Source organism: Ruegeria sp. CDSC085 (assembly GCF_059610465.1).
Genome location: NZ_JBXWNR010000005.1, coordinates 183,054 through 208,881 on the forward strand (window position 1 = coordinate 183,054; position 25,828 = coordinate 208,881).

The window sequence follows — 25,828 nt, forward strand, 5'->3', positions numbered from 1 at the left end:
AGCGTGATTTGCATATGATACAGGGCGCCTTCGATACTCAAAGAAAATCTCTGATGCCCGTGACAAGAGCGGACTTGGACATTGCGGTGATTTTGCCTTGCTACAACGAGGCAGTTGCGATTGGCGAAACCGTTCGGCAGTTTCGTGCAGCCCTGCCGGACGCTACCGTTTACGTGTATGACAACAATTCTACTGACGAGTCCGTCAAAGTCGCGCTTGAGGCAGGCGCCCTGGTCTATTCCGAAACATACCAGGGCAAAGGCAACGTGGTCCGTCGAATGTTTGCCGACGTTGACGCGGATGTCTACGTTATGGCTGACGGGGATGCGACCTACGACAGCGCTGCGGCACCGGAATTGATTGACCTGCTCGTTTCGCAGAATTTGGATATGGTCAATGGCGCCCGGGTGAATGAAGAAACCGAAGCCTATCGGCGCGGCCACAAATTTGGCAACGCGTTGTTCAGTTGGCTTGTGAAATTCTTCTTCAACAGCAAAATCAACGACCTGCTTTCGGGTTACCGCGTTTTCAGCAGACGCTTTGTCAAAAGCTTCCCTGCGGTATCAAACGGTTTCGAAATTGAAACAGAGCTAACAGTTCATGCGATGCAGATGCGCATGCCAATCGGTGAGGTTCAAACAAGATACTCGTCACGCCTGCCAGATTCGAACTCCAAGCTGGCAACTTTCTCTGATGGGTGGCGGATTCTCAAAATGATCGGACTGTTGATCAAAGATGAAAAGCCCGTTGCGTTTTTCCTGTTTTTGGCCGTGGTAATGTTTTTGCCTTCGCTATTTGTGTTTGTGTCCGTATTCCGGGAATTTTTGGAAACGGGGCTTGTTGATAGAATTCCATCTGTTGTCGTTGCCGTGTCCGGTTTTGTCGCAACAATGCTGTCCATTGTCTGCGCTCTGATTTTGGAATCTCTGGCTCTTGCCCGAAGGGAAGCGCGCCGTCTTTCGTATTTGCGGCACAAGGGTGTTGCGGCGTCAGCTGCCGAGCAAATCAAACCATCGCTTGTTGAGACCGAAACCCGTCGGTTTGGTTAACAAAACCCATCCTTCAGTTTCCTGCTAGGCAAATGGACGGCCTGTTCGCTCGTGAGCGAACGAACAAGCGGCATTGCTCAAAAATGTAGTAAACCAAAAATGCAAATGGCCAGCACCCCAAATGCTGGCCATTTTTCTGAGTGAGTGATATAGCCCGAAGGCCTCACCAGTGAAAATCTTTGTCTCCAAACACCTAACGCGGACTGAAAGTCGGCGCTATTGGGGGAATCCCGTAAATCTTGTATTTTTTCCAAGGATCAGGGTGTTTCGATCTTCGCTAACTGCACGGCTCTCAGTTTCAGGAAAGCGATCGAAATTTGTGCCCGGCGAGCGAGCGGTCAAGCGTTGAAATCCAACGTGTTGCGCAGGTGTCTCCCGGGCACACATTGCGCATGTCGTTCAAAGAATGTGACAAGGTTGGTTTTAACGGCGCAGCCACAGCAAGTTACAGATGGTCAGGCACACGGTTTGGGGCTGTCGCGGTCTTTTGGCAATCCCGCGTTTTATGAAAAGGACCGCACAAAGGCGGTCCTTTCGTGTTCTGATGTCGGACGAAACTCGCCCGTTTGCTCGACAGTGATTAGCCGATGATTGCGTTCAGCGTAGCGCTGGCGCGCATCACGGCTGCAGTTTTGACCGGGTCGGTGTGATAGTATCCGCCCAAGTCCACGGCTGGTCCCTGAACAGCGGCCAGTTCCGACAAGATCTGCTCTTCTTTGTCTGCCAGTTCTTTTGCCAGTGGTGCAATTTCATCTGCCAGTTCTGCATCGTCGGATTGGGCCGCCAAAGCTTCGGCCCAGTACCGCGCGAACCAGTAATGGCTGTCGCGGTTGTCAGGTTGGCCGACTTTCCGACTTGGTGAGCGGTTGTTGTCCAGAATGCCCTGAGTTGCAGCCTCTGCCGCGGCGCCGAGAACACCTGCTTTCACGTTGCCTTTGGTGTCAGCCAGGAAGTTCAGAGACTCCCCAAGCGCGCAGAACTCACCCATCGAATCCCAGCGCAAATGGTTTTCCTCGACCAATTGCTGAACGTGCTTCGGGGCCGAGCCCCCTGCCCCGGTTTCGAACAGACCGCCGCCATTCATCAGCTTGACGATCGACAGCATCTTGGCCGAGGTACCCAGTTCGAGGATCGGGAACAGGTCCGTCAGGTAATCCCGAAGCACGTTGCCCGTGATGGCAATTGTATCTTTCCCGGCTGTTATGGTCTCCAATGACTGGCGGGTTGCCTCGCGCGGAGCCATGATCTGGAACTTGTCGGCAACGCCAGCCGCCTCGAGCGCCGGCTTTACGTATTTGATCAGCTCGGCATCGTGAGCGCGGTTTGCGTCCAACCAGAAGATCGCCTCGGACCCGGTCAGGCGCTGGCGGTCCATCGCCAGTTGAATCCAGTTTTCGATCGGTGCTTTCTTGGCAGTGCAGGCGCGCCAGATGTCACCCTTTTCAACAGCGTGCTCGTGCAGTGTTTTACCATTGGCCAGCACAATGCGGATGGTGCCATCGGCAGGCGCTTGAAAGGTGGTCGGGTGTGAACCGTACTCTTCGGCTTTTTGCGCCATTAGGCCAACATTTGCGACCGCACCGGCAGTGGCCGGATTCAGTGCTCCGTTGGCTTTGAAAAATTTGATGCTTTCATCATAGACAGTTGCATAGCACCGATCGGGGATCACGCAATTTGTGTCACCCTTGGCACCGGATTCATCCCAACCCTTGCCGCCCGCGCGGATTACCGCTGGCATCGAAGCATCAATGATCACGTCGGAAGGAACGTGCAGGTTGGTGATACCCTTGTCGCTATCCACCATATACATCGACGGGCGATCAGCTTTGATCGCGTCGATTGCGGCTACGATCTCGGCATTGTTTTGAACCCGCTCAAGCAAGTCTCCTAGACCAGAGTTTGGGTTCACACCCAGCGCGTCCAGTTCAGCGCTGAATTTTTCAAAGACCGGAACCAACCAGGCCTTGACCGCATAGCCAAAAATGATCGGGTCAGAGACCTTCATCATCGTGGCTTTCAGGTGCAGCGAGAACATTGTGCCGTCTTTCTTGGTGTCCTCGATGGCCTCTGCTAGGAACGACGACAGAGCTTTGACCGACATGAAAGTCGCATCAGTCACCGTGCCTTCCGCCAACGGCCACGCATCCTTCAGAACAGTCACACTGCCGTCTTTACCGACAAACTCGATCCTTGCATCACCCGCCTGGGCAGCAGTGATGGTCGCCGATTTCTCATTGGCGTAGAAATCGTTGCCAGACATGGACGAGACTTTGGTTTTGCTGTCTGAGGCCCATTCACCCATGGAATGCGGATTTTTCCGGGCATAGTTTTTGACTGCCCGGGCTGCGCGGCGGTCACTGTTGCCTTCTCGCAGAACCGGGTTCACGGCCGAGCCTTTGATGGCATCATAGCGTGCGCGGATCGCCTTTTCTTCGTCGGTCGAGGGTTCTTCCGGGTGTGCAGGGATATCATAACCTTGCGATTGCAACTCTTCTATGGCGGCCACCAATTGCGGAACCGAGGCCGATATGTTCGGCAGCTTGATCACATTAGCATCCGGGGTCTTTACCAGTTCACCCAATGCGGCCAGATCGTCTGAGACGCGCTGCTCATCCGTCAGGTTCTCGGGGAAGGCTGCCAGAATGCGCCCGGCCAGTGAAATGTCCTTGGTGCCCACGCTGACGCCAGCAGCCGAAGCGAACTTGCGAATGATGGGCAGGAACGAGGCGCTGGCCAATTCGGGCGCTTCGTCTACAATGGTATACAATATGTCGAAGTTCGATTTATCTGCCATATTCTTTTACCTTTTTAAGCCTTTCGGGGCGTGCGATCCAAGAGTTGAAGCCACTTCAGCGTGGCGCGGGAGGGGCGCGATCACGATACCGCCCCTGGGTGACTCTGTTTTGACAGGGCTTCACTTAAATGACGTTGGGCTGGGAATCAATCATCTGTGCCCGCGCGTTTTGCCACGGGCTGGGCGTGTATGACCTTAGATGCTATCTGCTCAACGTTTCGCCCGTCTGTCTTTGGCGTTTCGCTTCAGGTCACGCCACATATTTTCCATGAAGCTGCGCGGCTGGTCCAACAAAGTTCTTCGAGTTGTGTCCAAGGACTACCGAAACCTCTGTCCTGTCTCGGGATCAAATACCATGGCACGGGCGGGTTGAATTGATATGCCAATCCGATCACCCATTTTGCTACGTTGGTCTTCCCGTTCTTCCACAATCAGTTTGTCGCCATTCGGCGTCAGCAGATATGAGTAGGAAACACCGCCAAGTGCTTCAGTCAGGTCCACGGTGCAGGTATCCGCTGAGCGGTCTATGAAAATGTGTTCGGGACGCATTCCCAACGTCACCTTATCCTTTCCCGCAGGAACGTTTGCCGAAATCGGTAACGGCTGACCTAGGGCGGGATGGGTGACGTGGCCGTCGGCATAATCGCAATCGAGAAAATTCATAGCGGGCGAACCGATGAAGCCCGCAACAAACCGATTGTCAGGATCGCGGTACAGATCCATCGGAGCCCCCACTTGTTCAATCCGGCCATCACGCAGTACGACAATCTTGTCGGCCATCGTCATGGCTTCGACCTGATCATGGGTCACATAGATCATGGTCGCACCGATTTCCTGATGCAGTCGCGCGATCTCGACGCGCATCTCGACCCGCAACTCAGCGTCCAGGTTGGACAAGGGTTCATCAAACAGAAAAACCTCGGGCCCGCGAACAATGGCCCGCCCAATCGCAACCCTCTGCCGTTGCCCCCCCGACAGGGCCTTGGGTTTGCGTTTGAGATAGGGGTCAAGCTTCAGAATGCTCGAAGCCTCCTGCACTTTTCGGTCGATCTCGGCTTTTGGGACACCGTTCATGCGCAAGCCAAATCCCATGTTTTCGGCCACTGACATGTGAGGGTAGAGCGCATAGGTCTGGAACACCATGGCCACGCCGCGCTTAGCCGGGTCCATATGTGTCACCTCGCGCGTCCCGATGTGAATTTCGCCTTCCGAAGTTTCTTCCAACCCCGCAATCATCCGCAATAAAGTTGATTTTCCGCACCCTGAAGGACCAACAAAAACGCAGAATTCGCCATCTTCGATCTGCAGGTCGATCCCATGAATGACCTGAGTCTGACCGTATCGTTTGATTGCCTGGTTCAGAGTTACACCTGTCATGTCACTTGCATCCTGTCGTTTCTGGGGCTTGGGCACGTTTCGGGGAATCGCCACGCTTGTGCTTCGGTTCCGATTTGTTCGGCCACTCGCCGTACGCGCGGCACCCAGGCCTCGAGTTGGTTGAAATCCATACGTTCGGTAGACCCGGTTATAGAAATCGCACCGAGCATCCGACCGTTCGACGTCAGAACCGGGCATGCGATGCATATGATGCCGGGCTCATGCTCTTCACTATCGATGGCAAATCCCCGGCTGCGAATCCGGTCGAGATCCGCCCTCAACATCTGCTCTGATGTCAGAGTACTGTCAGTGAAGCGGTGATAGCTTTGCTGGGAAATCGCCCTGTTCAGCGCATCTTCATCCAAGAAGGCCAGCATCGCCTTGCCAACCCCTGTACAGTAGGCCGGGCCAACCTTGCCAGCCTGAGAGTACATTTCGATAGGCTGCGCGGCGTTGCGTTTATCGACGTAAAGAACCTGACTTGAATCGAGTTGCGCCAGATGCACGGTCTCACCGGTTTCCCGGCTGAGGGCATCCAGAAAAGGGCGTGCAATCGGCGCCAGAGAGCTTTGCGTCCATGCCGCATGGGCCAACCGTACCAACCGCATCCCAGGGGAATAGGTCTGCCTGTCGCGGTCATAGGACAGCATTCCCTGATTGGTCAGGGTTTGCAGGAATCGGTACAGGGTCGCCTTTGGAAAATCGCTGCTTTCCAAAAGTTCAGCGAACCGAACCGGGCGCTCAAACGACGCCACTTGATCCAGCACATCACATGCTTTGCCTATAGTTCCGTCACCTGACACGGATCTCCGCTCTCCTCCATTTATCCATCGCCATCTTCACGAGGGTCTTGACAACAGTAACCGAGTCGATGTGTAGTTTTCAATATATAAAACAAGGTTTCATTATTTGGAACTTTGCATGGGAGCAACAGGGAGGAGACCATGTATTCAACTTTCAAGCGCACGACGGCTGCGCTGGCGCTCGGTGTCGCGATGGCGGCACCGGCAGCTGCGGAACTCACCGGAGAGCTGCGGATTTTTCTCGACACATCAAACCCGGCGCCCCGCGCGACGATGGAAGCGATGATCGAGCGGTTCGGAGCACAGCATCCGGGGTTGGAAATCGAAACCACCGTGATCGATCGCGAGGCCTATAAGACCCAAATCCGCAATTTCCTGACAGCTGACACACCTGACGTCGCCAACTGGTATGCGGCGAATCGTATGAAACCCTATGTCGAAGCAGGCCTGTTCGAGGATGTCTCGGATCTTTGGGAAGAACCCGAGATTGCCGAAAACCTCGCCTCGACAAAAGGCGCGATGACCATCGACGGCAAGCAGTGGGGCGTGCCCTATACCTATTACCAGTGGGGCGTTTACTACCGCAAAGACATCTTTAACGAGCTTGGCCTGTCTGAACCGACCACTTGGGAAGAAGAATTGGCCAACTGCCAGAAGATCGTCGATTCCGGACGCACCTGCTACACGATTGGAACGCGGAATTATTGGACCGCCGGTGGCTGGTTCGACTATTTGAACATGCGCACCAACGGGTTTGATTTCCACAATCAGCTGGCAAATGGCGAAGCAAGCTGGGAAGATGACCGGGTCAAGCAGACCTTCGCGAACTGGAAACAACTCATCGACATGGGCGCGTTCCCCGACGACCACACGGCGCGTAGCTGGCAAGAATCCCTTCCTCTCATAGTTCAGGGCGACGCCGCAGCTATCTTGCTGGGCAACTTTGCCGTGGCACCTCTTCGCGAGGCAGGACTGACCGACGATCAGTTGGACTTTTACCAGTTCGTCGCGATCAACCCGGATGTTGAGTTGGCCGAAGACGCGCCGACCGACACGTTCCACATCCCGGCCAATGCCTCGAACAAAGAAGCTGCTCGCGAATTCTTGCGCCACGTGGTTTCTGCTGAGGAACAGACCGAGATCAACAATGGCGCGAACCTTGGTCAGTTACCGGTGAACGCTCAATCGTCTGTGGATAACGACAAGTTCCTGCAGCAGGGCTTTGAAATGCTGTCCACAAACAGCCCTGGCGGAATTGCGCAGTTCTGGGATCGCGATGCGCCTGCGGAAATGGCCAAAGTCTCAATGGAGGGCTTTCAGGAATTCATGGTTAAACCAGACGAACTGGACCGGATTCTGGCCAAACTTGAACGCGCTCGCGGGCGAATCTACGACAACTGACCCGGCATGGGCCGGGCTTAGGCCCGGCCTGCGTCGCCCTCAACAGTAAGGCGGACGTCGGCCCGCCTTCACCCCACCAAATCCGAGATATCCTATGACCGTTGCCGTTGACTCTCCACAACAGGAAAGTTGGTTCCACAGGAACCAACAACGCATCGCCCCTTGGCTGTTTCTGGCCCCTGGCCTTCTGTTCTTTTCTGTTTATGTGATCATCCCGTTGTTCGAGTCGATAAACCTGTCGCTTTACGAATGGGACGGCCTGGGCGCTGCCGAATACGTTGGCCTTCGTAACTACGAAGACCTTTATTGGGAATGGGTGGACCGGGATGCTTTCTACATCTCGATGAAAAACAACCTGATCTGGCTGATCCTTTACCTGGCTGCGATTCCGGCAGGTTTGTTCATCGCCCTGTTCCTGAATCAGACCGTTTGGGGCATCCGCCTTTATAAGTCCCTGTTTTTCTTTCCTTTCGTGATTTCTCAGGTCGTGGTGGGGCTCGTGTTCACCTGGTTCTACGATCCGACCTTCGGGTTGCTGAACGAATTCCTCGGCTTCTTCGGCCTGGGCCCAGTAAACGTGTTGGGCGATGAGCGTTTCGTGACCTATGGCATCATCTTCGCCGGCCTCTGGCCACAAACCGCCTATTGCATGATCCTGTACCTTACCGGCCTGAACGCTGTAGACCCGGAACAGATCGAAGCAGGACGCCTGGACGGGGCCAAGGGTTGGAAGATGCTCTGGCACGTCATTATCCCGCAACTGCGGCCTGCAACCTTTATCGCGTTTGTCGTGACCATCATCGGCGCACTGCGATCTTTCGACCTGATCTCGATCATGACACAAGGTGGACCGTTCGGATCCTCCCGAGTGCTGGCCTATTACATGTTCGAGGTCGCCCTGTCCGAATACGGCTTCCGCATGGGTTATGGCGCAGCCATTGCCGTGATCCTTTTCCTGATCATGCTGTGCTTTATCGCCTATTTCCTGTGGTCGATGTACCGTGAAGAGAAGGGGCACTGAGATGTTTCCCAAACCCATCGAAAAACAACCCCGTGCGGCACAGATCACGTATCAAGCCATGCTTCCATTGGCCCTTCTGTTGTGGCTGGGTCCCCTACTGGCGGTTGCCCTTTTCTCGGTGAAACCGGCTGCTGACTTCACCAACGCGAACTACTGGGGAATGCCGTCCAGCTTTGAGGGCGCGTTCAACTATGGACAGGTCTTCTTTAATTCGGACATGCCGCGATACCTGCTGAATTCATTCATGATCACTGTCCCGACAGTGATCGGAGCGGTGGCACTCAGCTGCATGACCGGCTTTGCGCTTGGCATCTACAAGTTCAAGTCAAACCTCTGGATCTTTTTCATGTTCGTGGCCGGAAACTTCGTGCCCTTCCAAATCCTGATGGTGCCGGTTCGTGATCTGACCCTGCAACTTGGGCTTTACAACACAAAGACCGGGCTGGTGCTGTTCCATATCGCCTTCCAAACCGGGTTCTGCACTCTGTTCATGCGCAACTTCATCCGCGCCCTGCCCTTCGAGCTGATCGAGGCCGCCCGGGTCGAGGGCATCAGCGAATGGCGCATCTTCTGGTACGTCGTCCTACCCTTGATGAAGCCTGCGATTGCCGCGCTCAGCGTATTGATCTTCACGTTCATCTGGAATGACTATTTCTGGGCTGTCGTCCTGACACAGGGCGCAGAAAGTCAGCCCGTGACCGCAGGCATCACCAGTTTCAACGCGCAATACCGAGCGGCTTATCAATTGATGAGCGCAGGATCCATCGTTGCGGCTCTGCCACCGGTGGCCATGTTCTTCCTGATGCAGAAACACTTCATTGCGGGCTTGACCCTCGGAGCTGTGAAATGACCAAAATTACCTTTATCGGTGCCGGGTCCACAATTTTCATGCAGAACATCGTTGGGGACGCTCTGTTGACCCCGGCGCTGGCCGACAGTCACTTTGCGCTTATGGATATCGATCCCGAACGCCTGGCGGAAAGCGAAGCAGTTGCGCGTTCCATGATCCGCTCGGTCGGGGCCGGGGCGACCGTCTCGACCCATACCGACCGCCGCGCGGCGCTGGACGGGGCCGACTTCGTCATCACCGCGTTTCAGGTCGGGGGATATAAGCCCTGCACAATCACCGATTTCGAGATCCCCAAGCAGTATGGCTTGCGTCAAACCATCGCTGATACGCTGGGCGTCGGAGGGATCATGCGAGGTTTGCGCACGGTTCCGGTGCTTTGGGATGTCGCAGGGGACATGATGCAACTCTGTCCGAACGCGACGTTGCTGCAATACGTAAATCCGATGGCCATCAACACCTGGGCACTGGCCGAACGCTTCCCGACCCTGAAACATGTGGGCCTTTGCCACTCGGTTCAAAACACGGTCGAGGAATTGGCCCATGATCTGGATCTGCCAAAAGATGAGTTTCGCTACAAAGTCGCGGGCGTCAATCACGTCGCTTTCTTTCTGAAACTGGAACATCAGGGCCGCGACCTGTATCCGGCACTGCGACAGGGCTATCACGCGGGGAAATTCCCCAAGGCGCCACTGCTGATGCCGCGCTGCCCCAACAAAGTGCGGTATGAGGTGATGGATCACCTGGGTTATTTCTGCACCGAAAGCTCAGAACACCTGGCCGAATACGTGCCGTGGTTCATCAAGGACGGGCGCGAGGATTTGATCCAAGAATTCTCGATCCCGCTGGACGAATACCCCACCCGCTGCGTCGAGCAGGTCGAGACGTGGAAGGAACAGGCCAAGACCCTGACCGACGGTCGCAATATTGATGTCACGCGCAGCCACGAATTCGCCGCGGACCTGATGAACGCGATCGTTACGAACACGCCTTACATGGCCTATGGCAACCTGCCCAATACCGGCCAGATTGCGCAATTGCCCTTGGGAGCAGCGGTCGAAACCCCCTGTCTGGTTGACAGCAACGGTGTGCAGCCTTCTGTCGTCACCGACATCCCGCCGCAGTTGATTGCCCTGATGCGCACGCAGATCAACGTGCAGGAACTGACTGTTCGGGCCCTGACCGAACAAGACCCCGAACACATCTATCACGCTGCCATGATGGACCCGCATACCGCCGCCGAGCTGGATTTGCGGCAAATCCGCAACCTTGTCACGGATCTGCTGACGACCCATACCGAATGGCTGCCTGGTTGGTGCCGCCCCGCCCGCGCAGCCTGATCTACATATTTCTCAAAAACCAAACCCAACCCTGCCAAGAAAAGCTCCTACAAAATGAAAAAACGCCGCTCGCAGCATTGGTACGGAAAACTCGACAAGGATGGCTTTATTCATCGGTCGTGGATGAAGAACCAGGGCTTTCCCGATCACGCGTTCGACGGGCGCCCGATCATCGGCATCTGCAACACCTGGTCCGAGCTGACGCCCTGCAACTCGGGCCTGCGCGATCTGGCCGAAGGCGTGAAGCGAGGTGTGTGGGAGGCCGGGGGCTTCCCGGTGGAATTCCCTGTCATGTCGCTGGGCGAAACCCAGATGAAACCCACCGCCATGCTGTTTCGCAATCTGCTGGCCATGGATGTCGAGGAATCGATCCGCGCCTATGGCATCGACGGCGTGGTGCTGCTGGGCGGCTGCGACAAGACCACGCCGGGCCAACTGATGGGAGCGGCCTCGGTCGATCTGCCTTCAATCGTTGTTAGTTCAGGCCCGATGTTGAACGGTAAATATCGCGGACAGGATATCGGCTCCGGCACTGATGTCTGGAAATTCTCTGAGGCGGTGCGGGCTGGCGAAATGACCCTGCAGGACTTCATGAACGCCGAATCCGGCATGTCGCGCAGCGCGGGCGTGTGCATGACCATGGGCACCGCGTCCACCATGGCGTCGCTGGTCGAAGCGATGGGCATGAGCCTGCCCACCAACGCCGCGCTTCCGGCGGTCGACGCCCGCCGCATGGCGCTGGCGCACATGACCGGCCGGCGCATCGTCGAGATGGTGGATGAAGACCTCAAACCATCGGACATCCTGACCAAAGAGGCGTTTGAAAACGCCATCCTCGCCAATGCCGCCGTTGGCGGATCGACCAATGCGGTGGTTCACCTGCTGGCGCTGGCGGGACGTGTCGGGGTTGACCTGACCCTGAAAGACTTTGAAATCGGGTCCGAAATTCCACTTCTGGTCAACTGCATGCCTTCCGGCAAGTACCTGATGGAAGACTTCTGCTATGCAGGCGGCGTGCCGGTCGTGCTGAACGAACTCAAACCCTTTCTGCGCCCGGCAAAAACGGTGCTGAACAAGGACATCTCGGCCCATTTCGAAGGGGCCGAGTGTTTCAATACGGATGTGATCCGCCCCTTCAACGACCCTGTGAAACCCGCCGCAGGTTTGCGCGTTCTGCGCGGCAACCTTGCGCCGAATGGGGCAATCGTCAAGCCTTCGGCGGCCACTGACGCGCTTCTTGAAACCGAGGGCGAGGCTTTCGTGTTCGACAACATCGAAGACCTGAAGGCCAATATCGACCGTGAAGACCTGCCAGTCACGGCCAAGAGCATTCTGGTGCTCAAGGGGTGTGGCCCCAAGGGGTATCCGGGCATGCCCGAGGTCGGCAACATGCCAATTCCGGCGAAATTGGTGAAAGAGGGTGTACGAGACATGATCCGGATCTCGGACGCCCGCATGTCGGGAACAGCTTATGGCACCGTCATTTTGCATGTCAGTCCCGAAGCACAGGCGGGTGGCACGCTGGCGCTGGTCAAAACCGGAGACCGCATCCGTGTTTCAGCCAGAAGCGGCGAACTGGAACTGCTTGTGGACGAAAACGAACTGGACGCCCGTCGCGCCGCGTGGCAACCGGATGATCCGCACTATACCCGCGGCTATGCGAAGCTTTACATCGACCACGTGCTGCAAGCGGATCAGGGGGCGGATCTGGATTTCCTTGTGGGCAAAGACACCCGCCTCGTGACCAGAGAGAGCCACTGATGACCCAACCAGCTACATTCCACGATCTGAACGGGGCCTCGGTCTATATCACCGGCGGAGGCTCGGGCGTTGGTGCGGCGCTGACAGATGGATTCATGGCACAGGGGGCCAATGTGGCCTTCATTGGTCGGTCGGATGCCAGCGGGTTTGTTGAAGAGATGCGTGACAAGCACGGCCGCGCGCCGCTGTTCCTGCAAGGCGACATGACGGATACCGATCTGCTGCACGCGACGATGACCAAAGCTGCCGAGGCTCATGGCCCTTTGAACGTCTTGGTAAACAACGCAGCCAACGACCAACGTCATACGCTTGAGGAAACCACGACGGAGTTCTGGGACTGGATGATCGAGGTGAACCTGAAAGCCTATTATTTCGCGTGTCAGGAAGCCGCCCGGCAAATGAAAGATGGCGGGGCAATCATCAATTTCAGCTCGATCAGTTACATGATGGGTAATGCTGGTTATCCGATCTACACGACCTCGAATTCTGGGATTACGGGGATGACGCGGTCATTGGCACGTGAACTGGGGCCGAGAAAAATCCGGGTAAATGCTCTGGCCCCCGGTTGGGTTCTGACGGAAAAACAGTTGGACAAATGGGCCACACCCGAGGATCTGGCGGCACATTTGGACCGGCAATGTCTGAAAGAGCACCTGAAGCCCGAAGATATGATAGCACCAACACTTTTTCTGGCGTCCAGGGCCAGCCATGCGATGACCGGGCAATGTATGGCTGTTGATGGTGGCGTTGTGGTTTCGGGGTGATGTTATGAATACTGAGTGGATCGCCGTCGACTGGGGAACATCTCACTTACGGGCCTGGGCCATGCAGGGTGCGACCGCGCTGGACCATGCGCAATCTGACAAGGGGATGGCGCATGTCGGACCCGACGGGTTTCAAGCCGCCCTACTGGATTTGATCGAAAACTGGTTGCCCGGCGCGCCGGTGGATGTGGTCGCCTGCGGAATGGTCGGCGCACGCCAAGGCTGGGTGGAAGCACCTTATTCGACCGTGCCGTCGGACCCCTTGCCGGATGTCCCGATCCGCGTTCCCGGATCAGACCCGCGTATCCGGGCCTTTGTCATACCCGGCCTGAAACAGACAACCCCGCCGGATGTGATGCGGGGTGAGGAAACCCAAATTGCTGGATTTCTGGGCGCGCGTCAGAATTGGGACGGCGTCATCTGCCTGCCCGGAACCCATACGAAATGGGTTCAGGTAAGCGCTGGCGAGGTTGTAAGCTTTCGTACCTTCATGACGGGTGAGTTGTTCGACCTGCTGTGTGGTCAGTCCGTGCTGCGACACTCTGTAGGTCCGGGCTGGGACGAAAACGCCTTCGCCGAGGCGGTTGCGGATACGTTGTCAAAACCCGAACAATTGGCTGCCCGTCTTTTCAACCTGCGAGCGGCGGACTTGCTGCAAGGCCAGGCCAAAGCCACCGCACGCGCGCGCCTTTCCGGAATGTTGATCGGAGCCGAACTTGCCGCGACACGGCCGTATTGGCTGGGGCAGCAACTGGCCATTATCGGAGCAGAAGGCGTGTCGCAGACATATGCAACAGCCCTGCAACGGCAAGGTGCATTCGTAGAAACCGCGAATGCCACCGAGGCAACTCTGGCCGGGCTTGCGCTGGCCCGAAACATGACAAGGCAAACCGCATGAGCCGTCCCATCATCGCCATATTGCGGGGCTTGCAACCGCACGAAGCCAAAGCCGTTGGCCGCGCCATTATCGATGCCGGCATCGACCGGATCGAAGTACCGCTCAATTCTCCGGACCCGCTCGACAGTATCGGGATTTTGGTTGATGCGTTTGGAAACCAGGCCCTGATCGGCGCGGGTACTGTTTTGACAGTCGATCAGGTGGACGCTGTGTCGGCTGCCGGAGGCAAGTTGATCGTATCACCCAACTATGACGCCGAGGTCATCAAGCGTTCAGTCGCGTTGGGCTTGCAAAGCTGGCCGGGGGTTTACACCCCGACCGAAGCTTTTGCGGCCCTCAAGGCCGGGGCCACCGGGTTGAAGCTGTTCCCGGGGGTGATGGCTGGTCCGGCGGGTTTGGCCGCGTTGCGCCCGGTTTTGCCCATAGGCTCGCTTGTTTTTGCCGTTGGAGGTGCCGGGCCCGAGAATTTCGGGCAATGGATCAAAGCGGGCGCAGATGGCTTTGGGATAGGCTCTGCACTTTACAAACCCGGGATGGATGTCGCCGAAATCGCCGAGCGCGCCCGACACATCGTAACGGCCTATGACGAGGTCGCCGGATGAGCACCCTCTTTGACGACCGCCCCTGCGAGTTGGGCGAAGGCCCGTTGTGGCATCCTGAAAGACGTCAGCTTTTCTGGTTCGATATCATCGGCAAACGTCTGATGACCCGCGAGCGGGGCACGCCAAAAAGCTGGAGCTTCGATGAACATGTCTCGGCCGCGGGCTGGGTGGACCGCGATACGCTTCTGATGGCTTCTGAAACCGGTCTTTGGCGTTTTGATTTGCTATCCGGTAAGCGGAATTTGATTGTGTCTCTGGAAGCGGACAACCCCGTCACCCGTTCAAACGATGGCCGCGCTGACCCGTGGGGTGGGTTTTGGATCGGAACAATGGGCAAGCAGGCGGAACCCGGGGCTGGATCAATCTATCGGTTCTGGAAAGGTGAGTTGAGACGATTGGTTCCGGATGTAACAATCTCCAACGCGATCTGTTTTGCCCCTGATCGTTCGGTGGCCTATTTCTGCGACACCGCAACGAAACAAGTCAGGCGCTGGCGTCTGAACGCCGAAACCGGGTGGCCGGAAGACGACAGCGCAGTTTTTCTGGATTTGCGCAAAGAAGGTCTGAACCCGGATGGTGCGGTCATTGATGCCCAAGGGAATATCTGGATCGCACAATGGGGCGCCAGCCGGATCGCGGCGCACACAGCCGACGGCACATTTCTGAAGGCCGTTGCATATGACGCATTACATACGTCATGCCCCGCCTTCGGGGGCGATGAACTAAATACGCTTTTCTGCACAACGGCCCGTCAGGGGTTGGGCGCAGAAGCAATAGAAAACCAACCGACCAACGGCATGACATTTGCCGCGCGAAATGCAGGTCAGGGCCAGGCAGAACACAAGGTCATCTTATGAAGCCGGAACTGGGTGTTTGTTACTATCCTGAGCATTGGCCAGAGGCGATGTGGGCCGACGATGCCGCGAAAATGGTCGAAACAGGCCTGACTTGGGTGCGCATTGGCGAGTTCGCGTGGAGTCGCATCGAGCCGCAGTCCGGCGTTTTACAATTCGATTGGCTGGATCGCGCGATTGAGACTCTCGGTGCAGCCGGATTGAAGGTCGTGCTGGGCACGCCAACAGCAACGCCGCCGCGCTGGATGTTGGACAAACACCCGGACATGCTGGCCGCCGATGAAAACGGCAATCCGCGCAAGTTCGGATCCCGGCGGCATTACTGCTTTAGCCATCAAGGCTATATCGCCGAATGTACCGGCATCGCCCGGATATTGGGTGAACGGTACGGTAAGAACCCGCAGGTGGGCGCATGGCAGATTGACAACGAATATGGGTGTCACGACACCACTCTCAGCTACAGCGCAGCTGCCCAACAGGCGTTTCGCCATTGGCTGGCCGAACGGTACGACAGCGTTGAAACGCTGAACCGGGCGTGGGGCAATGTGTTCTGGTCGATGGAATATCGCACCTTCAACGAAATCGACCTGCCCAATCAAACCGTGACCGAGCCGAACCCGGCTCATGTGCTGGCATTCCGGCGCTTCAGTTCGGATCAGGTCGCAGCATTCAACAGGGCTCAGGTGGATACGCTGCGCCCGTTGACCGATGCGCCGCTTTTGCACAATTACATGGGACGTGTTCTGGACTTCGACCATTTCAAGGTCGGCGCGGATCTGGATATCGCCACCTGGGACAGTTATCCGATCGGTTTTCTATCGGACCGGCTGGAAGCCGACGAAGCGCACAAGACCGCCTATTTACAACAGGGCGATCCGGACATGCAGGCGTTTCATCATGATCTTTACCGTGCCATAGGGCGTGGCCGTTGGTGGGTGATGGAACAACAACCCGGTCCGGTGAATTGGGCCCCGTACAACCCGGCACCTCTTCCTGGAATGGTACGCCTGTGGACGCTTGAGGCTGTGGCGCATGGCGCTGAGGTGATAAGCTATTTCCGCTGGCGACAAGCCCCGTTTGCACAAGAGCAGATGCATGCCGGCTTGCTGGCATCGAACAATCACCCTGCACCCGCACTGGCAGAGGCCCGCCAGACCGCAGACAATCTGAAAAAGCTGGGTGCGGTGCAACAGGTACAGGCCAAGGTGGCAATTCTGTTCGATTATGCTTCGGATTGGGCGTGGTCGACGCAACCGCAAGGCGCGGGTTTTGATTATTTCCGATTGGTTTTTTCAGCATATCGTGCGCTGCGTCGTGCCGGTTTGTCTGTCGACTTTGTTTCGGCGAACGACATTTCCGCTCGTTACAGTCTGATCCTTGCTCCCGGTTTGGCTAGAATAGAACCTGAGTTGGAACAACGCCTGGCAAACAGGTGCGATCTTGCGGTTCTGGGGCCACGCAGTGGTGCGATCACCCGTGATTTTCAAATTCCTGACAACGGTCGACCCGGTCTGAGCATGATAGATTGCAACGTCGATCTGGTAGAAACTCTGCCACCTGCAATTCACCGTAAGGTTCGTGGAGGAGGCGCGGCGCGGCATTGGATCGACCGGCTATCAGGAGAAGCTGAAGATCTGCTGAGTTTCGAAGACGAAACACCTGCGCTCAAGGCCGGAGATGGAATTTGGTACTTGGCAGGTTTCCCGGATGAAGACCTTTGGGACCGTGTGATAGCCATGGCTGCGGAAGAAGCCGATTTGACATTGCGCACGATGCCGCAAGGCCTGCGATTGCGTGAGACGGCCAATCATGACTTCCTGATCAACTACAATGCAGGACCGGTGGATTGGAACGGACACACCGTCGAAGGCTGTGACGTCAAAATCCTTAAACGCAACCCGCCCGAACAGACCTGAAGTCAGTCCGGGCGGATGCCAAGGCTATGAACCTGTACAGCTATTCATCGCTTTGCAGGCTGTTGGGGTCAAACACCCCTCCGAAACCACTGTTACCAGTTGGAGCGGTTTCAGTTTCAGAAGCACCATCTTCGCCTTCGTTTTCATCACCACCCAGAGAATTCGGGGCGAACATATTGCCAAAGCCGCTGTTATTGGATGGTTTTGGCGCGGTTTGTCCGCCACCCTGTTCGGCCTCTTGAGCTTCTTGCTGCTTGCGACGTTCCTCACGCTGTTTGCGCAACTCCTGGATCCGCTGTTCCGCTTCCAACTGCTTTTGCGCACGGATATCGGCAATACACTGCGCAGGATTATAGGTCGCCGCCGTTCCAACCACGGTAATCGTTGCAACGGCAAAAACGACCAGTAGAACAGCAGCCATGTTACCGGCAAAGAAGCTGGGCAGTTTGATCTTACCTGCAAGCTCTTCCACCGTTGCGTTCTTGCGGGCTGCTGCCACAAGTTCCTGACGTTTCAGCTTGGCTTCGTTCATGAGCGCAAAGAAAACCGTCAGCGCTACGATGATGAAGGCCAGCGCCGAGATCGCGGGCGTGATTCCATAACGGACCTTTTGAGCCAGTTCGATCGTCAATGTCGGGTATTCACCGAAGGTAAAGGTGGTGGTGTTGTAGTTCTCGAACGATGCGAGGAACGCCAACACTGCCGCTGATGCAATCGCCGGACGCATGAACGGCAGCAGGATCTTGCGGAAAGCCTGTGCGTGGCTGGCACCAAGGTCAAGCGCCGCTTCAGTCAGCGCCATGTCGTAGCGCTGCAAACGCGCCACCAATACCAGCATGCAGTAGCTGGCGATAAAGGTGGATTGGCCGATCACCGTCAGGAAGATGCCATTTGAAAGGAAGCTGTCTGCCCCCAATCCCAACATCCTGTTGATCCGGTCCCAGAACACCAGCGTCGATATACCCAGAACCACGCCGGGGATCAGGATCGGTGCGATGATGATCGTGTAGTAAGTCGCGCGCAGTTTTGGCCAGATCTGGGTCAGCAACAGTGCGCCTGCCAGGCCCATGGCGACTGACAGGATGACTGTGCCAATACCGATGATCAGCGAGTTCTTAATACCGTTCAGGATCCGCTGATCCTGAAATAGCTCGCCGAACCACTGGAATGTGAGGCATTCCCACGGACTCATCCGAGGGAACCCGGACGAGTTGAACGCAGTGATCGACATGATCACCAATGGACCCAGCAGGTACAGGAAGAAGATCGCCAGATAGACCCAGATGCTTATACGGAGGAAGGAATTGTTCATTTCCCGATATCCCCCATGTTCACTTTGAACAGGCGCATAACGGCCAGCACGAACAGGATACAAGTGACCAGTAGGACGATCGCGTACGCGGCCCCTTGTGGCCAGTCGTTGTTGTCATTGAATTGCTGATAAATCAGCTGTGTGAACCACAAGCTGGACGGACCGCCCAGAATCTGCGGTGCAGCCAATGCACCGGCAGACAACATGAAAACCATGGTACAACCCGAGCTGATACCAGGCTTGGCGTAGGGAATGACCACACGCCAGTGTATTCGCCACCACGGCGCACCCAGATCGCGTGCCGCTTCGATCTGGTTTTTGTCCAGACTTTCAATGACGTTGTACATCGGGAAGATCATCAGCAGGATGTAGGCATACCCAAGACCTGCATAGAGCGCGATGTCATTGCGGATGAAATCAAACGGCACATCCCAGATACCCAATCCCATGAACAGCGTGTTCAGCACCCCGGTCTCACCGAAGATTATGCGCAACGCAAAGGCCCGCAGAATCTCGTTAATCCAATAGGGAATGATCAGCATGATCGCGAAGATGCGGATATGGCTGCCTTCGGATTGACCCAAATAGTAGGCAATCGGGTAGCAGATGATCAGGTTAAAGATTGTCACACAAACAGCGGCCACAAGGGTTCGGAAGAACACCCTCAGGTCGACTGTGTTATAGTCCTGACTGCCGCCCTCCGGGCCATAGATCAAGTATTTGTAGTTCTCCAGAGTATAGACGTCCTTAGGGCCGCCAATCTCTGGCGGCGGAAGGTTCGGACGGAACGAGAAATCCAGCATCGACAGCTGCGGCAGGATGATCAGGCCGATGGTCCAGAACAGAACCAGGCCCAGGATCGCCAAGCCCATACCGGTTCCGTTGCGGTTGAAGAATTCCTTCAGAAAATGGGGCATGAGTTTATCCCCTTATTCTGCGGCCAGTTCACCGGCAGGAACAACGACGGCATTGTGCGTTTCGTATTCCAGCGTGATGTTCTGCCCGGTGTGATCGTCGAAAGATTGCCCGTGGTTGGGGATCGAGACTTTGATTTCCTTGCCGCCTTCACCCTCGGTAAAGATATTGAATGCGTTTCCTTCGAACTCTTCATGGTTAACCCGGGCAGTGACAAAATGATCTCCCGTTGCCCCTTCAGGAGCAATGGCGAAGGCTTCGGGTCGGATGAACATCATCGCGTCGTCGCCTTCTTTCATCTTGCCCTGATTGGCAGTTGAGATCCGTGCCACCAGATCACCCGAGCGGTTGGTCGAGATCAAAGCTTCGGTGCCCATCACCTGTTTGACTTTTCCTCGGAACACATTGTTTTCGCCAACAAAAGAGGCAGCAAAAGCCGTGTTGGGATCGTTATAGATCGTTTTTCCGTCGGCAATCTGGTCAATCACGCCGGCGCGCATGACGGCGATATTGTCTGACATCGTCAGCGCTTCGCCTTGATCGTGCGTGATGTAGATAAAGGTAATACCGACCCGTTGCTGAATCTCACGGAGTTCGGTCCGCATGTGCTGGCGCAGTTTCAGGTCAAGCGCCGACAGAGGTTCATCCAGCAACAGCACGTCCGGTTCCGCGCACAGAGCGCGAGCGATCGCCACACGCTGACGCTGACCGCCCGACAATTCGCTTGGCAGTTTGTCTCCCTGCCCCGGCAACGCAATCATGTCCAGAAGCTCATCGGCACGCCTGCGGCGCTCGGCAGCACTGGCCCCTTTGATTTCCATGGAAAACGTAATGTTTTCCCAGACTTTCATCAGCGGGAACAAAGCGAGATTCTGAAAGATCAGCGCTGTCGGACGCTTGTTGGGCCCGATACCGCGCATATTGTTGCCGCCAATCAGAACATTGCCTTCGCTCGGTTCAAGAAAGCCCGAAACAGCCCTTAGTATGGTTGTTTTACCGCAGCCGGATGGCCCGAGGAACGAAAAGAAATCGCCTCCGTTGATGTTGACGTTTGCATCGCGCACGGCGACGAAGTCACCGAAACGGATCCACAGGTTTTCCAGATCGACTCCGACCCCTGCACTCATTTTTGGTTTCTCCCTGAAGTGCGTGTTTTCACCACACCATATTAGTGTCCGTCACGCCGGGACGGCGCGCAGAAGGGGCCCCCCGCCAAAAGCGGAGGGCGAAGATTCGGAACGCTTAAGCGCTCTTGAATTTGTTGACGAACTCGGTCCGGGTTTCGGCGTACCAAGGCGCTTCGGCCGGCCACGGATTGAGGTTGGCCAGCGAGTCGCCCGGATAGGCTTCGGCAAAGTTCTTCTTGTAGGTGTCGCCGGAATATTGGTCGGCACCCAGCACCGGCGAGTTGTAGCCGTGGCTGTCAATGGCAACACCGGCAGGCTTGGCCTGATAGGCGAAGTCGATGAAGGCGTAAACCTGGTCGATATTCGCAGCACCAGTCGGCATAGATATACCATCCACCCAAGCCATCGCACCTTCGACAGGTGCCTGATAATGCACTGGCTCGCCTGCGGACTTCAGTGCAAGTGGCGGGCCGTCCCAAGTTTGACCTACAATAACGCCTTCATTCAACAGGCCGTTTTTCTGTGTATCGGCATCGTTCCAGATAAGCTTGATGCGATCCTTGCGGGCGACGCACCAATCGGTGATCTGGCCCCAAACCTTGCGCATGGTGTCTTCATCACCGTACGCGGCCCAGACCGAACCCGGCTCCATCTCGCCAGCGCGTTCCATGTAAAGACCTGCACCCAGCATCATCGAATGCGCGCGACCCATGGTTTTGCCAGCGTTCGCTTCCGACCACACATCGCCATACGACGGAGCGTCACCTTCCGGCAGCCACAAGTCAGTACGATATGCGATGCCTTCTGTACCCCAGATATGCGGCAGCCAGTGCGCACCTGAACCACCAAAGTCCCAAGCGTCGGTGCCAATCTTGGCCATGGCAGGGTTCACCAGATCGATCGGAACCTTGTTCATGTCAAAAGGCTGCAACAGCTCCAACGGCTCCCACTGAAGCGAGCGGTTGTTGGTCGGTGAAACAATATCAAAGCCCTGACCCTTGGTGGCCTTCATCTTGTTGATGATTTCTTCATTCGAGCCGATACCGGTGTAGTTCACCTTGATTCCCGTAAGGGTCTCAAACTCTTCGATGAAGCTGGGCGGCAGATAATCCGACCACATCAGAATGTTGATTTCGCCCGACGAAGCCAGAGCGCTCTTGCTGTACAGGGGTGCCGCAAGTGCCGCGGCGCCCGCGCTTTTCAGCACAGAGCGTCTCGAAAGAGTCGAATGTTTAGTCATAAGTGTTCTCCCGTTGTTGGATTAGTTTGTTATTGTTTTTTATTCATAGGACTTTCTGTGCCCGTTCGTCAGTCCAAAAGTGACAGTTTGCGGAATTCTTATGTCCAGTTTTGATTCTTGACACGTTTTGGTTGAATTTCAGGGCGTTAGTTTTCCTGCCAAACGGTGAAATCGTGCGCGCCGACCGGATCAGACCCAATCAGCACGCGTCGCGCTCCACCCTCAGGCAGGGGTTTGGACATGTCACCAAAATTGAAGGCAAAATGCAACGTACCGCGCCGGGTTAAGCGCATATCGGGATCGCAGTCCAGAGGCTTCAGCCCCGCCCATTCCAGGACATCCCGCATAATCACCCGCAAGAGCGCACCGCTGGGGACCATGGCCAGATATGTTGCGCGATCTGACCGGATGACCGCTGGGCTGGCGTCACAGTAGGCACTTTTGAAGCGGGCTAGGACATTTTCCTCAGTCTCGACGATTTCGCGCCACCCACTAAAGTCAAAGAGCTGACCGTTTTGCAGTTGTACAGATTCCCGCGCGATATCAGGAAGCGATTCGACACGGGCAATACGAACGCCGGTCAAGTTTGCCAGCGCACCCGGGGCCAGATTTGAAGGGGTGTGCATTTGCGGCGTTTTGCTGCCGGACCGGGCGCCAATCAAAAGCTTTGCCCCGGAAGCATCAAGTCTTGCGGCCAGATCCGAGGTCAAAATCATGCTTTGCGGAAGTACGATCAGGTCGTAACCGTCCAGGCCATCCTCGGGCCCCACAAAATCAATGTCCACCCCCAGACTGCGCAAGGCAGTGTACCATTCGCGAAAGATATGGGAATTGGGAAAGTGATCATCATGCGGCAGGATATCGGCCGCCCAGATCGAAGCGTAATCCAGCATCATCGCCACCGAGGCTTTCCTGCGCGTCGTCGGCGGCAAGTTTTCGCAATCTTTCACAACCTGAACCAGCTCAAGAGCGGCTTGATCGGCACTACCATCCGAGCGCAGCAAAGCTGTATGGTATTGTTCCTGCGCGAACTTTGCCTGTCGCCATCGAAAGAACATCACAGCTTGCGCGCCATGGGCATAAGCTGCCCACGTCCAAAGCCGAACCATTCCCTCTGCCGGAGAAGGATTCTGAGCCGCCCAGTCCACCGGCCCCGGTTGCTGTTCCAGCACCCACATCCGACCCTGCCCCTGACTGCGATACAAATCGCAATGAAACCCCTGATAGTCTGGCGCACCGGTCCGCAGATAGCGGCGCTTTTCTGTCTCTGACAGGGTTGAGCCCATCAGATTGCCCAGCGGGTAGCTGTCAAAGCCGACGACATCCAGATCTGCGGCCACTGCGTGGTGATCGAACTCGAAACTGCCGGCCATGAAGTTGTGCGTGATATCGCGACCCGGCGCGTGTTTTCGCAGCACATCCACCTGTGTCTTGTTGAACAGCCGTACCCGATCCGAGGAATAGCGCATGAAATCCAGCGCATGCGTGGGGTTGGGTGTGGCGACCAAACCGTTGGGCAGTTCAATCTGGTCAAAGCCGGAATAGCAGGTCCCCCAAAACACGGTCCCCCAGGTCTCGTTCAGTGCGTCGATTGTGCCGTATCGTTGTGCCAGCCAGCGCCGAAAGCCTGCCCGTGCAGCATCAGAATAGCTGAGAGCGGTGTCGTGGTCGTTGTACTCATTGTCGATCTGCCAGGCATGGACATGAGGGTTCTGGCCATATCTGGCGGCATATTCCGTCGCTATTCTGTGCGCCTCGGCCAGATATACGTCACTGGAAAAGCAATAATGTCTGCGCGACCCATACCCTCTGACCCCACCGTCCGGGCCAACCGGCAGGATTTCGGGGTGCTCATCAATCAGCCATTTGGGAGGTGCAGCCGTTGGCGTCGACATCATGACCCGCAGGCCGGCCTGCCCCAGAACCTCAATGACTTCATCCAGCCAGTCCCAGCGAAACTGACCGCGTGCCGGTTCAATCAGACCCCAGGTGAACTCGGCGATCCGAACCCAATCCAAACCCATCTCGGCCATCCGCGCGGCGTCACTGCGCCACTGGGACGGGCCCCATTGTTCGGGATAGTAGCAAACCCCAAGCTCCAGTTTGCTCATCTGCTATCCTTTGCCGTGCGCCGTTCGATCCATTTCAGGAAGCTTGCGCAACCGAGGGTGAGTACCACGTACAGAATTGCCGCCGTGTTGAACGGCGCAAATGGCAGAAAGCTTGCTGCCTGAAACTCTCGCATCCTTTGGGTCATGTCGCGGACGGACAGGATGGACAGCAACGAGGTGTCCTTGATCATCGCGATAAACTCATTTCCCAGAGGTGGGGTTACGATCCGCAAGGCCTGAGGCAACACGATCAACCGCGCTGTCTGCCAGCGGGACAAACCCAGGGAACTGCCCGCTTCCAATTGCCCTTTGGGAATAGCCTCAATCCCCGATCGGAATATTTCGGCCATATAGGCCGAGTACCCTACCGAAATCGCGATAATCCCGCGTGTCATGTTGGTCATATCAATGCCGCCCCCAGTGGCATCCTTGACCGCGCCCGCCAAAGGCAGACCGATATAAAGGATGATCACCAGCATCGGAATGCCGCGTATCGTGTCCACAAAGAATTCAGCCCCGACCGCCAAAGGATGCAGCTTGTGCTGTGCGCCGCCGATGGTCAGCGTGAGTAGCAAAAAGCCAAAAACGGCGAAGGCCAGCGCGGGATTTCTGTATTTGTCAGGCAAGAAAACTGTCTGCCATAGAACCGGATAGCCTTGTGTGTGAGCGTCTACTGGCACAAAGGCTCCGGACACGCTGTCGACGGTTTCTATCTGCTCCAAAGCCGCGACAGGATCAGTGGCACTGCGTATGCGGTATTGCTGGTCGTCGGCACCTTCGAACTCGCCGAACCGGATGACATCAGCCTGCGCCTGTGGCGTGCCACGTACAATGGCGATGCGCCCTTCGGTGCTTCCGACCAGAACGTAACTGACCTGCGGCTGCATGAAGAAAAAGGCTGATATTGCAAGCAATGTCAGGCTGATCGAGCCATACAGGATCGTGGTACGTGCCTTTGGTTTGAACGACTGCAACCCCACCCAGATCAGGCCCAGAATGGCCGAGAAGATATAGGCGAAGATGGCTGCGCGGAATGTAATGGCTACGCCTGTGGCGAACTGCCAGTGGGCCATGAACATCAGATAAAACAAAACCGCACCTGTAAGGCATTCCAGCCCCAGTAGAACGCGCCAGCGCCAAGGGGGTTGCAACCGCGCCGACAGCAGACACAAGGCGACAACGGCTGCGTATACTGCCAGAAGAACTTGCAAACCTGTTTGAACCTGGGTCAAGACTTCGGGATACAACACCCACGCCTGACTGGACCTGTCGATAAGGGTTGATGTGTTCTCGCTGAGCGAGTGAAAGAAAACGGATTCCACGAAGGGCATCAAAAGCTGTGGAGATACGAAGCTTGAGACCAAAAGCGCAATTGATGCGGGCAGCGCCGCTAAGGCGGAAACGCGCAACCAGCCCGGGGCATGATTTGTAAAACGTGCATACCGAGCGCAGAGATATCCCAGGATTGCAACCGAGACGATCAGCAGAAAGCCGACGAAAACAGGCCCTGCATTGTTGCCGATCCCCAGAATTGCAATCAAAGATCGCAGGTATTTCGAAGACGTGGCGAATAGATAGAAGATGAAGGGAGCGGCTGCGAGCAACACAAGATTGCTCGGGCGGATCGTGCTGAGACGCGACATGGTACTTCTCCGCTGAAACATGGCCCGGCAACCTCAGCCGCCGGGCCCAAAAG

General features: G+C 56.2%; 20 protein-coding genes. 11 read left to right on the forward strand and 9 right to left on the reverse strand.

What is annotated here, in order from left to right:
- Positions 1-53: 53 nt before the first annotated feature.
- Positions 54-1,049, forward strand: coding sequence for a glycosyltransferase family 2 protein (locus AC2FJB_RS10235; protein ID WP_496718245.1), 996 nt, complete (start codon positions 54-56; stop codon positions 1,047-1,049).
- 580 nt (positions 1,050-1,629) lie between these two features.
- Here the strand turns inward: AC2FJB_RS10235 and AC2FJB_RS10240 are convergent.
- The 3 genes from AC2FJB_RS10240 to AC2FJB_RS10250 all read right to left on the reverse strand — a co-directional run bounded on the left by AC2FJB_RS10240 (position 1,630) and on the right by AC2FJB_RS10250 (position 6,023).
- Positions 1,630-3,843 (reverse strand): NADP-dependent isocitrate dehydrogenase, encoded by a 2,214-nt coding sequence (locus tag AC2FJB_RS10240; protein WP_496718246.1) that lies wholly within the window; start codon positions 3,841-3,843, stop codon positions 1,630-1,632.
- A 318-nt stretch (positions 3,844-4,161) separates the two neighbouring features.
- A complete protein-coding gene (locus AC2FJB_RS10245) occupies positions 4,162-5,220 on the reverse strand; it encodes an ABC transporter ATP-binding protein (RefSeq protein WP_496718316.1) in 1,059 nt (352 codons plus the stop codon).
- A complete protein-coding gene (locus AC2FJB_RS10250; RefSeq protein ID WP_496718247.1) occupies positions 5,217-6,023 on the reverse strand; it encodes an IclR family transcriptional regulator in 807 nt (268 codons plus the stop codon). Before AC2FJB_RS10250 ends, AC2FJB_RS10245 begins: the two co-directional genes overlap by 4 nt.
- A gap of 141 nt (positions 6,024-6,164) precedes the next feature.
- Here AC2FJB_RS10250 and AC2FJB_RS10255 point away from each other — a divergent pair, with 141 nt between their 5' ends.
- The 10 genes from AC2FJB_RS10255 (at position 6,165) to AC2FJB_RS10300 (ending at position 17,427) form a co-directional block, all read left to right on the forward strand.
- Positions 6,165-7,424, forward strand: coding sequence for an ABC transporter substrate-binding protein (locus AC2FJB_RS10255; protein ID WP_496718248.1), 1,260 nt, complete (start codon positions 6,165-6,167; stop codon positions 7,422-7,424).
- A gap of 94 nt (positions 7,425-7,518) precedes the next feature.
- Entirely contained in the window at positions 7,519-8,445 is a 927-nt protein-coding gene (locus tag AC2FJB_RS10260) for a carbohydrate ABC transporter permease (RefSeq protein ID WP_496718249.1), read from the forward strand.
- A gap of 1 nt (position 8,446) precedes the next feature.
- Complete coding sequence (locus tag AC2FJB_RS10265) at positions 8,447-9,295, forward strand: carbohydrate ABC transporter permease (protein ID WP_117873233.1); 849 nt, start codon at positions 8,447-8,449, stop codon at positions 9,293-9,295.
- Positions 9,292-10,632: an alpha-glucosidase/alpha-galactosidase gene (locus tag AC2FJB_RS10270; RefSeq protein ID WP_496718250.1), complete on the forward strand. Its 1,341-nt coding sequence runs from the start codon at positions 9,292-9,294 to the stop codon at positions 10,630-10,632. The genes AC2FJB_RS10265 and AC2FJB_RS10270 overlap by 4 nt, the downstream gene beginning before the upstream one ends.
- 54 nt (positions 10,633-10,686) lie before the next feature.
- Positions 10,687-12,393: an IlvD/Edd family dehydratase gene (locus AC2FJB_RS10275; RefSeq protein WP_496718251.1), complete on the forward strand. Its 1,707-nt coding sequence runs from the start codon at positions 10,687-10,689 to the stop codon at positions 12,391-12,393.
- Positions 12,393-13,157 (forward strand): SDR family NAD(P)-dependent oxidoreductase, encoded by a 765-nt coding sequence (locus tag AC2FJB_RS10280; protein ID WP_496718252.1) that lies wholly within the window; start codon positions 12,393-12,395, stop codon positions 13,155-13,157. The genes AC2FJB_RS10275 and AC2FJB_RS10280 overlap by 1 nt, the downstream gene beginning before the upstream one ends.
- A gap of 4 nt (positions 13,158-13,161) precedes the next feature.
- The gene (locus AC2FJB_RS10285) at positions 13,162-14,055 is read left to right on the forward strand and encodes a 2-dehydro-3-deoxygalactonokinase (protein WP_170345346.1); all 894 of its coding nucleotides are present in this window, start codon (positions 13,162-13,164) and stop codon (positions 14,053-14,055) included.
- A complete protein-coding gene (locus tag AC2FJB_RS10290; protein ID WP_257600987.1) occupies positions 14,052-14,657 on the forward strand; it encodes a 2-dehydro-3-deoxy-6-phosphogalactonate aldolase in 606 nt (201 codons plus the stop codon). Before AC2FJB_RS10285 ends, AC2FJB_RS10290 begins: the two co-directional genes overlap by 4 nt.
- Positions 14,654-15,514, forward strand: a complete 861-nt coding sequence (locus AC2FJB_RS10295) for an SMP-30/gluconolactonase/LRE family protein (protein ID WP_496718254.1) — start codon at positions 14,654-14,656, stop codon at positions 15,512-15,514. The genes AC2FJB_RS10290 and AC2FJB_RS10295 overlap by 4 nt, the downstream gene beginning before the upstream one ends.
- Entirely contained in the window at positions 15,511-17,427 is a 1,917-nt protein-coding gene (locus AC2FJB_RS10300; protein ID WP_496718255.1) for a beta-galactosidase, read from the forward strand. Before AC2FJB_RS10295 ends, AC2FJB_RS10300 begins: the two co-directional genes overlap by 4 nt.
- A gap of 40 nt (positions 17,428-17,467) precedes the next feature.
- Here the strand turns inward: AC2FJB_RS10300 and AC2FJB_RS10305 are convergent, their stop codons facing one another.
- The 6 genes from AC2FJB_RS10305 to AC2FJB_RS10330 all read right to left on the reverse strand — a co-directional run bounded on the left by AC2FJB_RS10305 (position 17,468) and on the right by AC2FJB_RS10330 (position 25,775).
- The gene (locus tag AC2FJB_RS10305) at positions 17,468-18,739 is read right to left on the reverse strand and encodes an ABC transporter permease (RefSeq protein WP_496718256.1); all 1,272 of its coding nucleotides are present in this window, start codon (positions 18,737-18,739) and stop codon (positions 17,468-17,470) included.
- Positions 18,736-19,656 carry an ABC transporter permease gene (locus tag AC2FJB_RS10310; RefSeq protein ID WP_117873217.1) on the reverse strand — a complete coding sequence of 307 codons (921 nt, stop codon included), beginning with the start codon at positions 19,654-19,656 and terminating at the stop codon, positions 18,736-18,738. The genes AC2FJB_RS10305 and AC2FJB_RS10310 overlap by 4 nt, the downstream gene beginning before the upstream one ends.
- Positions 19,657-19,668: 12 nt before the next feature.
- Positions 19,669-20,781: an ABC transporter ATP-binding protein gene (locus tag AC2FJB_RS10315; RefSeq protein WP_117873215.1), complete on the reverse strand. Its 1,113-nt coding sequence runs from the start codon at positions 20,779-20,781 to the stop codon at positions 19,669-19,671.
- A gap of 115 nt (positions 20,782-20,896) precedes the next feature.
- Positions 20,897-22,021: an extracellular solute-binding protein gene (locus AC2FJB_RS10320; protein WP_117873213.1), complete on the reverse strand. Its 1,125-nt coding sequence runs from the start codon at positions 22,019-22,021 to the stop codon at positions 20,897-20,899.
- A 146-nt stretch (positions 22,022-22,167) separates the two neighbouring features.
- Positions 22,168-24,132: a beta-galactosidase gene (locus tag AC2FJB_RS10325; protein WP_496718257.1), complete on the reverse strand. Its 1,965-nt coding sequence runs from the start codon at positions 24,130-24,132 to the stop codon at positions 22,168-22,170.
- Positions 24,129-25,775 (reverse strand): amino acid ABC transporter permease, encoded by a 1,647-nt coding sequence (locus AC2FJB_RS10330; RefSeq protein ID WP_496718258.1) that lies wholly within the window; start codon positions 25,773-25,775, stop codon positions 24,129-24,131. Before AC2FJB_RS10330 ends, AC2FJB_RS10325 begins: the two co-directional genes overlap by 4 nt.
- Between the last annotated feature and the right edge of the window lie 53 nt (positions 25,776-25,828).

Coding starts and splice junctions, on each gene's coding strand:
- AC2FJB_RS10270 (WP_496718250.1), top strand. CDS start 9,292: ATGACCAAAATTACCTTTATCGGTGCCGGGTCCACAATTTTCATGCAG.
- AC2FJB_RS10235 (WP_496718245.1), top strand. CDS start 54: ATGCCCGTGACAAGAGCGGACTTGGACATTGCGGTGATTTTGCCTTGC.
- AC2FJB_RS10240 (WP_496718246.1), bottom strand. CDS start 3,843: ATGGCAGATAAATCGAACTTCGACATATTGTATACCATTGTAGACGAA.
- AC2FJB_RS10330 (WP_496718258.1), bottom strand. CDS start 25,775: ATGTCGCGTCTCAGCACGATCCGCCCGAGCAATCTTGTGTTGCTCGCA.
- AC2FJB_RS10260 (WP_496718249.1), top strand. CDS start 7,519: ATGACCGTTGCCGTTGACTCTCCACAACAGGAAAGTTGGTTCCACAGG.
- AC2FJB_RS10310 (WP_117873217.1), bottom strand. CDS start 19,656: ATGCCCCATTTTCTGAAGGAATTCTTCAACCGCAACGGAACCGGTATG.
- AC2FJB_RS10275 (WP_496718251.1), top strand. CDS start 10,687: ATGAAAAAACGCCGCTCGCAGCATTGGTACGGAAAACTCGACAAGGAT.
- AC2FJB_RS10305 (WP_496718256.1), bottom strand. CDS start 18,739: ATGAACAATTCCTTCCTCCGTATAAGCATCTGGGTCTATCTGGCGATC.
- AC2FJB_RS10320 (WP_117873213.1), bottom strand. CDS start 22,021: ATGACTAAACATTCGACTCTTTCGAGACGCTCTGTGCTGAAAAGCGCG.
- AC2FJB_RS10280 (WP_496718252.1), top strand. CDS start 12,393: ATGACCCAACCAGCTACATTCCACGATCTGAACGGGGCCTCGGTCTAT.
- AC2FJB_RS10285 (WP_170345346.1), top strand. CDS start 13,162: ATGAATACTGAGTGGATCGCCGTCGACTGGGGAACATCTCACTTACGG.
- AC2FJB_RS10290 (WP_257600987.1), top strand. CDS start 14,052: ATGAGCCGTCCCATCATCGCCATATTGCGGGGCTTGCAACCGCACGAA.
- AC2FJB_RS10315 (WP_117873215.1), bottom strand. CDS start 20,781: ATGAGTGCAGGGGTCGGAGTCGATCTGGAAAACCTGTGGATCCGTTTC.
- AC2FJB_RS10295 (WP_496718254.1), top strand. CDS start 14,654: ATGAGCACCCTCTTTGACGACCGCCCCTGCGAGTTGGGCGAAGGCCCG.
- AC2FJB_RS10255 (WP_496718248.1), top strand. CDS start 6,165: ATGTATTCAACTTTCAAGCGCACGACGGCTGCGCTGGCGCTCGGTGTC.
- AC2FJB_RS10265 (WP_117873233.1), top strand. CDS start 8,447: ATGTTTCCCAAACCCATCGAAAAACAACCCCGTGCGGCACAGATCACG.
- AC2FJB_RS10245 (WP_496718316.1), bottom strand. CDS start 5,220: ATGACAGGTGTAACTCTGAACCAGGCAATCAAACGATACGGTCAGACT.
- AC2FJB_RS10325 (WP_496718257.1), bottom strand. CDS start 24,132: ATGAGCAAACTGGAGCTTGGGGTTTGCTACTATCCCGAACAATGGGGC.
- AC2FJB_RS10300 (WP_496718255.1), top strand. CDS start 15,511: ATGAAGCCGGAACTGGGTGTTTGTTACTATCCTGAGCATTGGCCAGAG.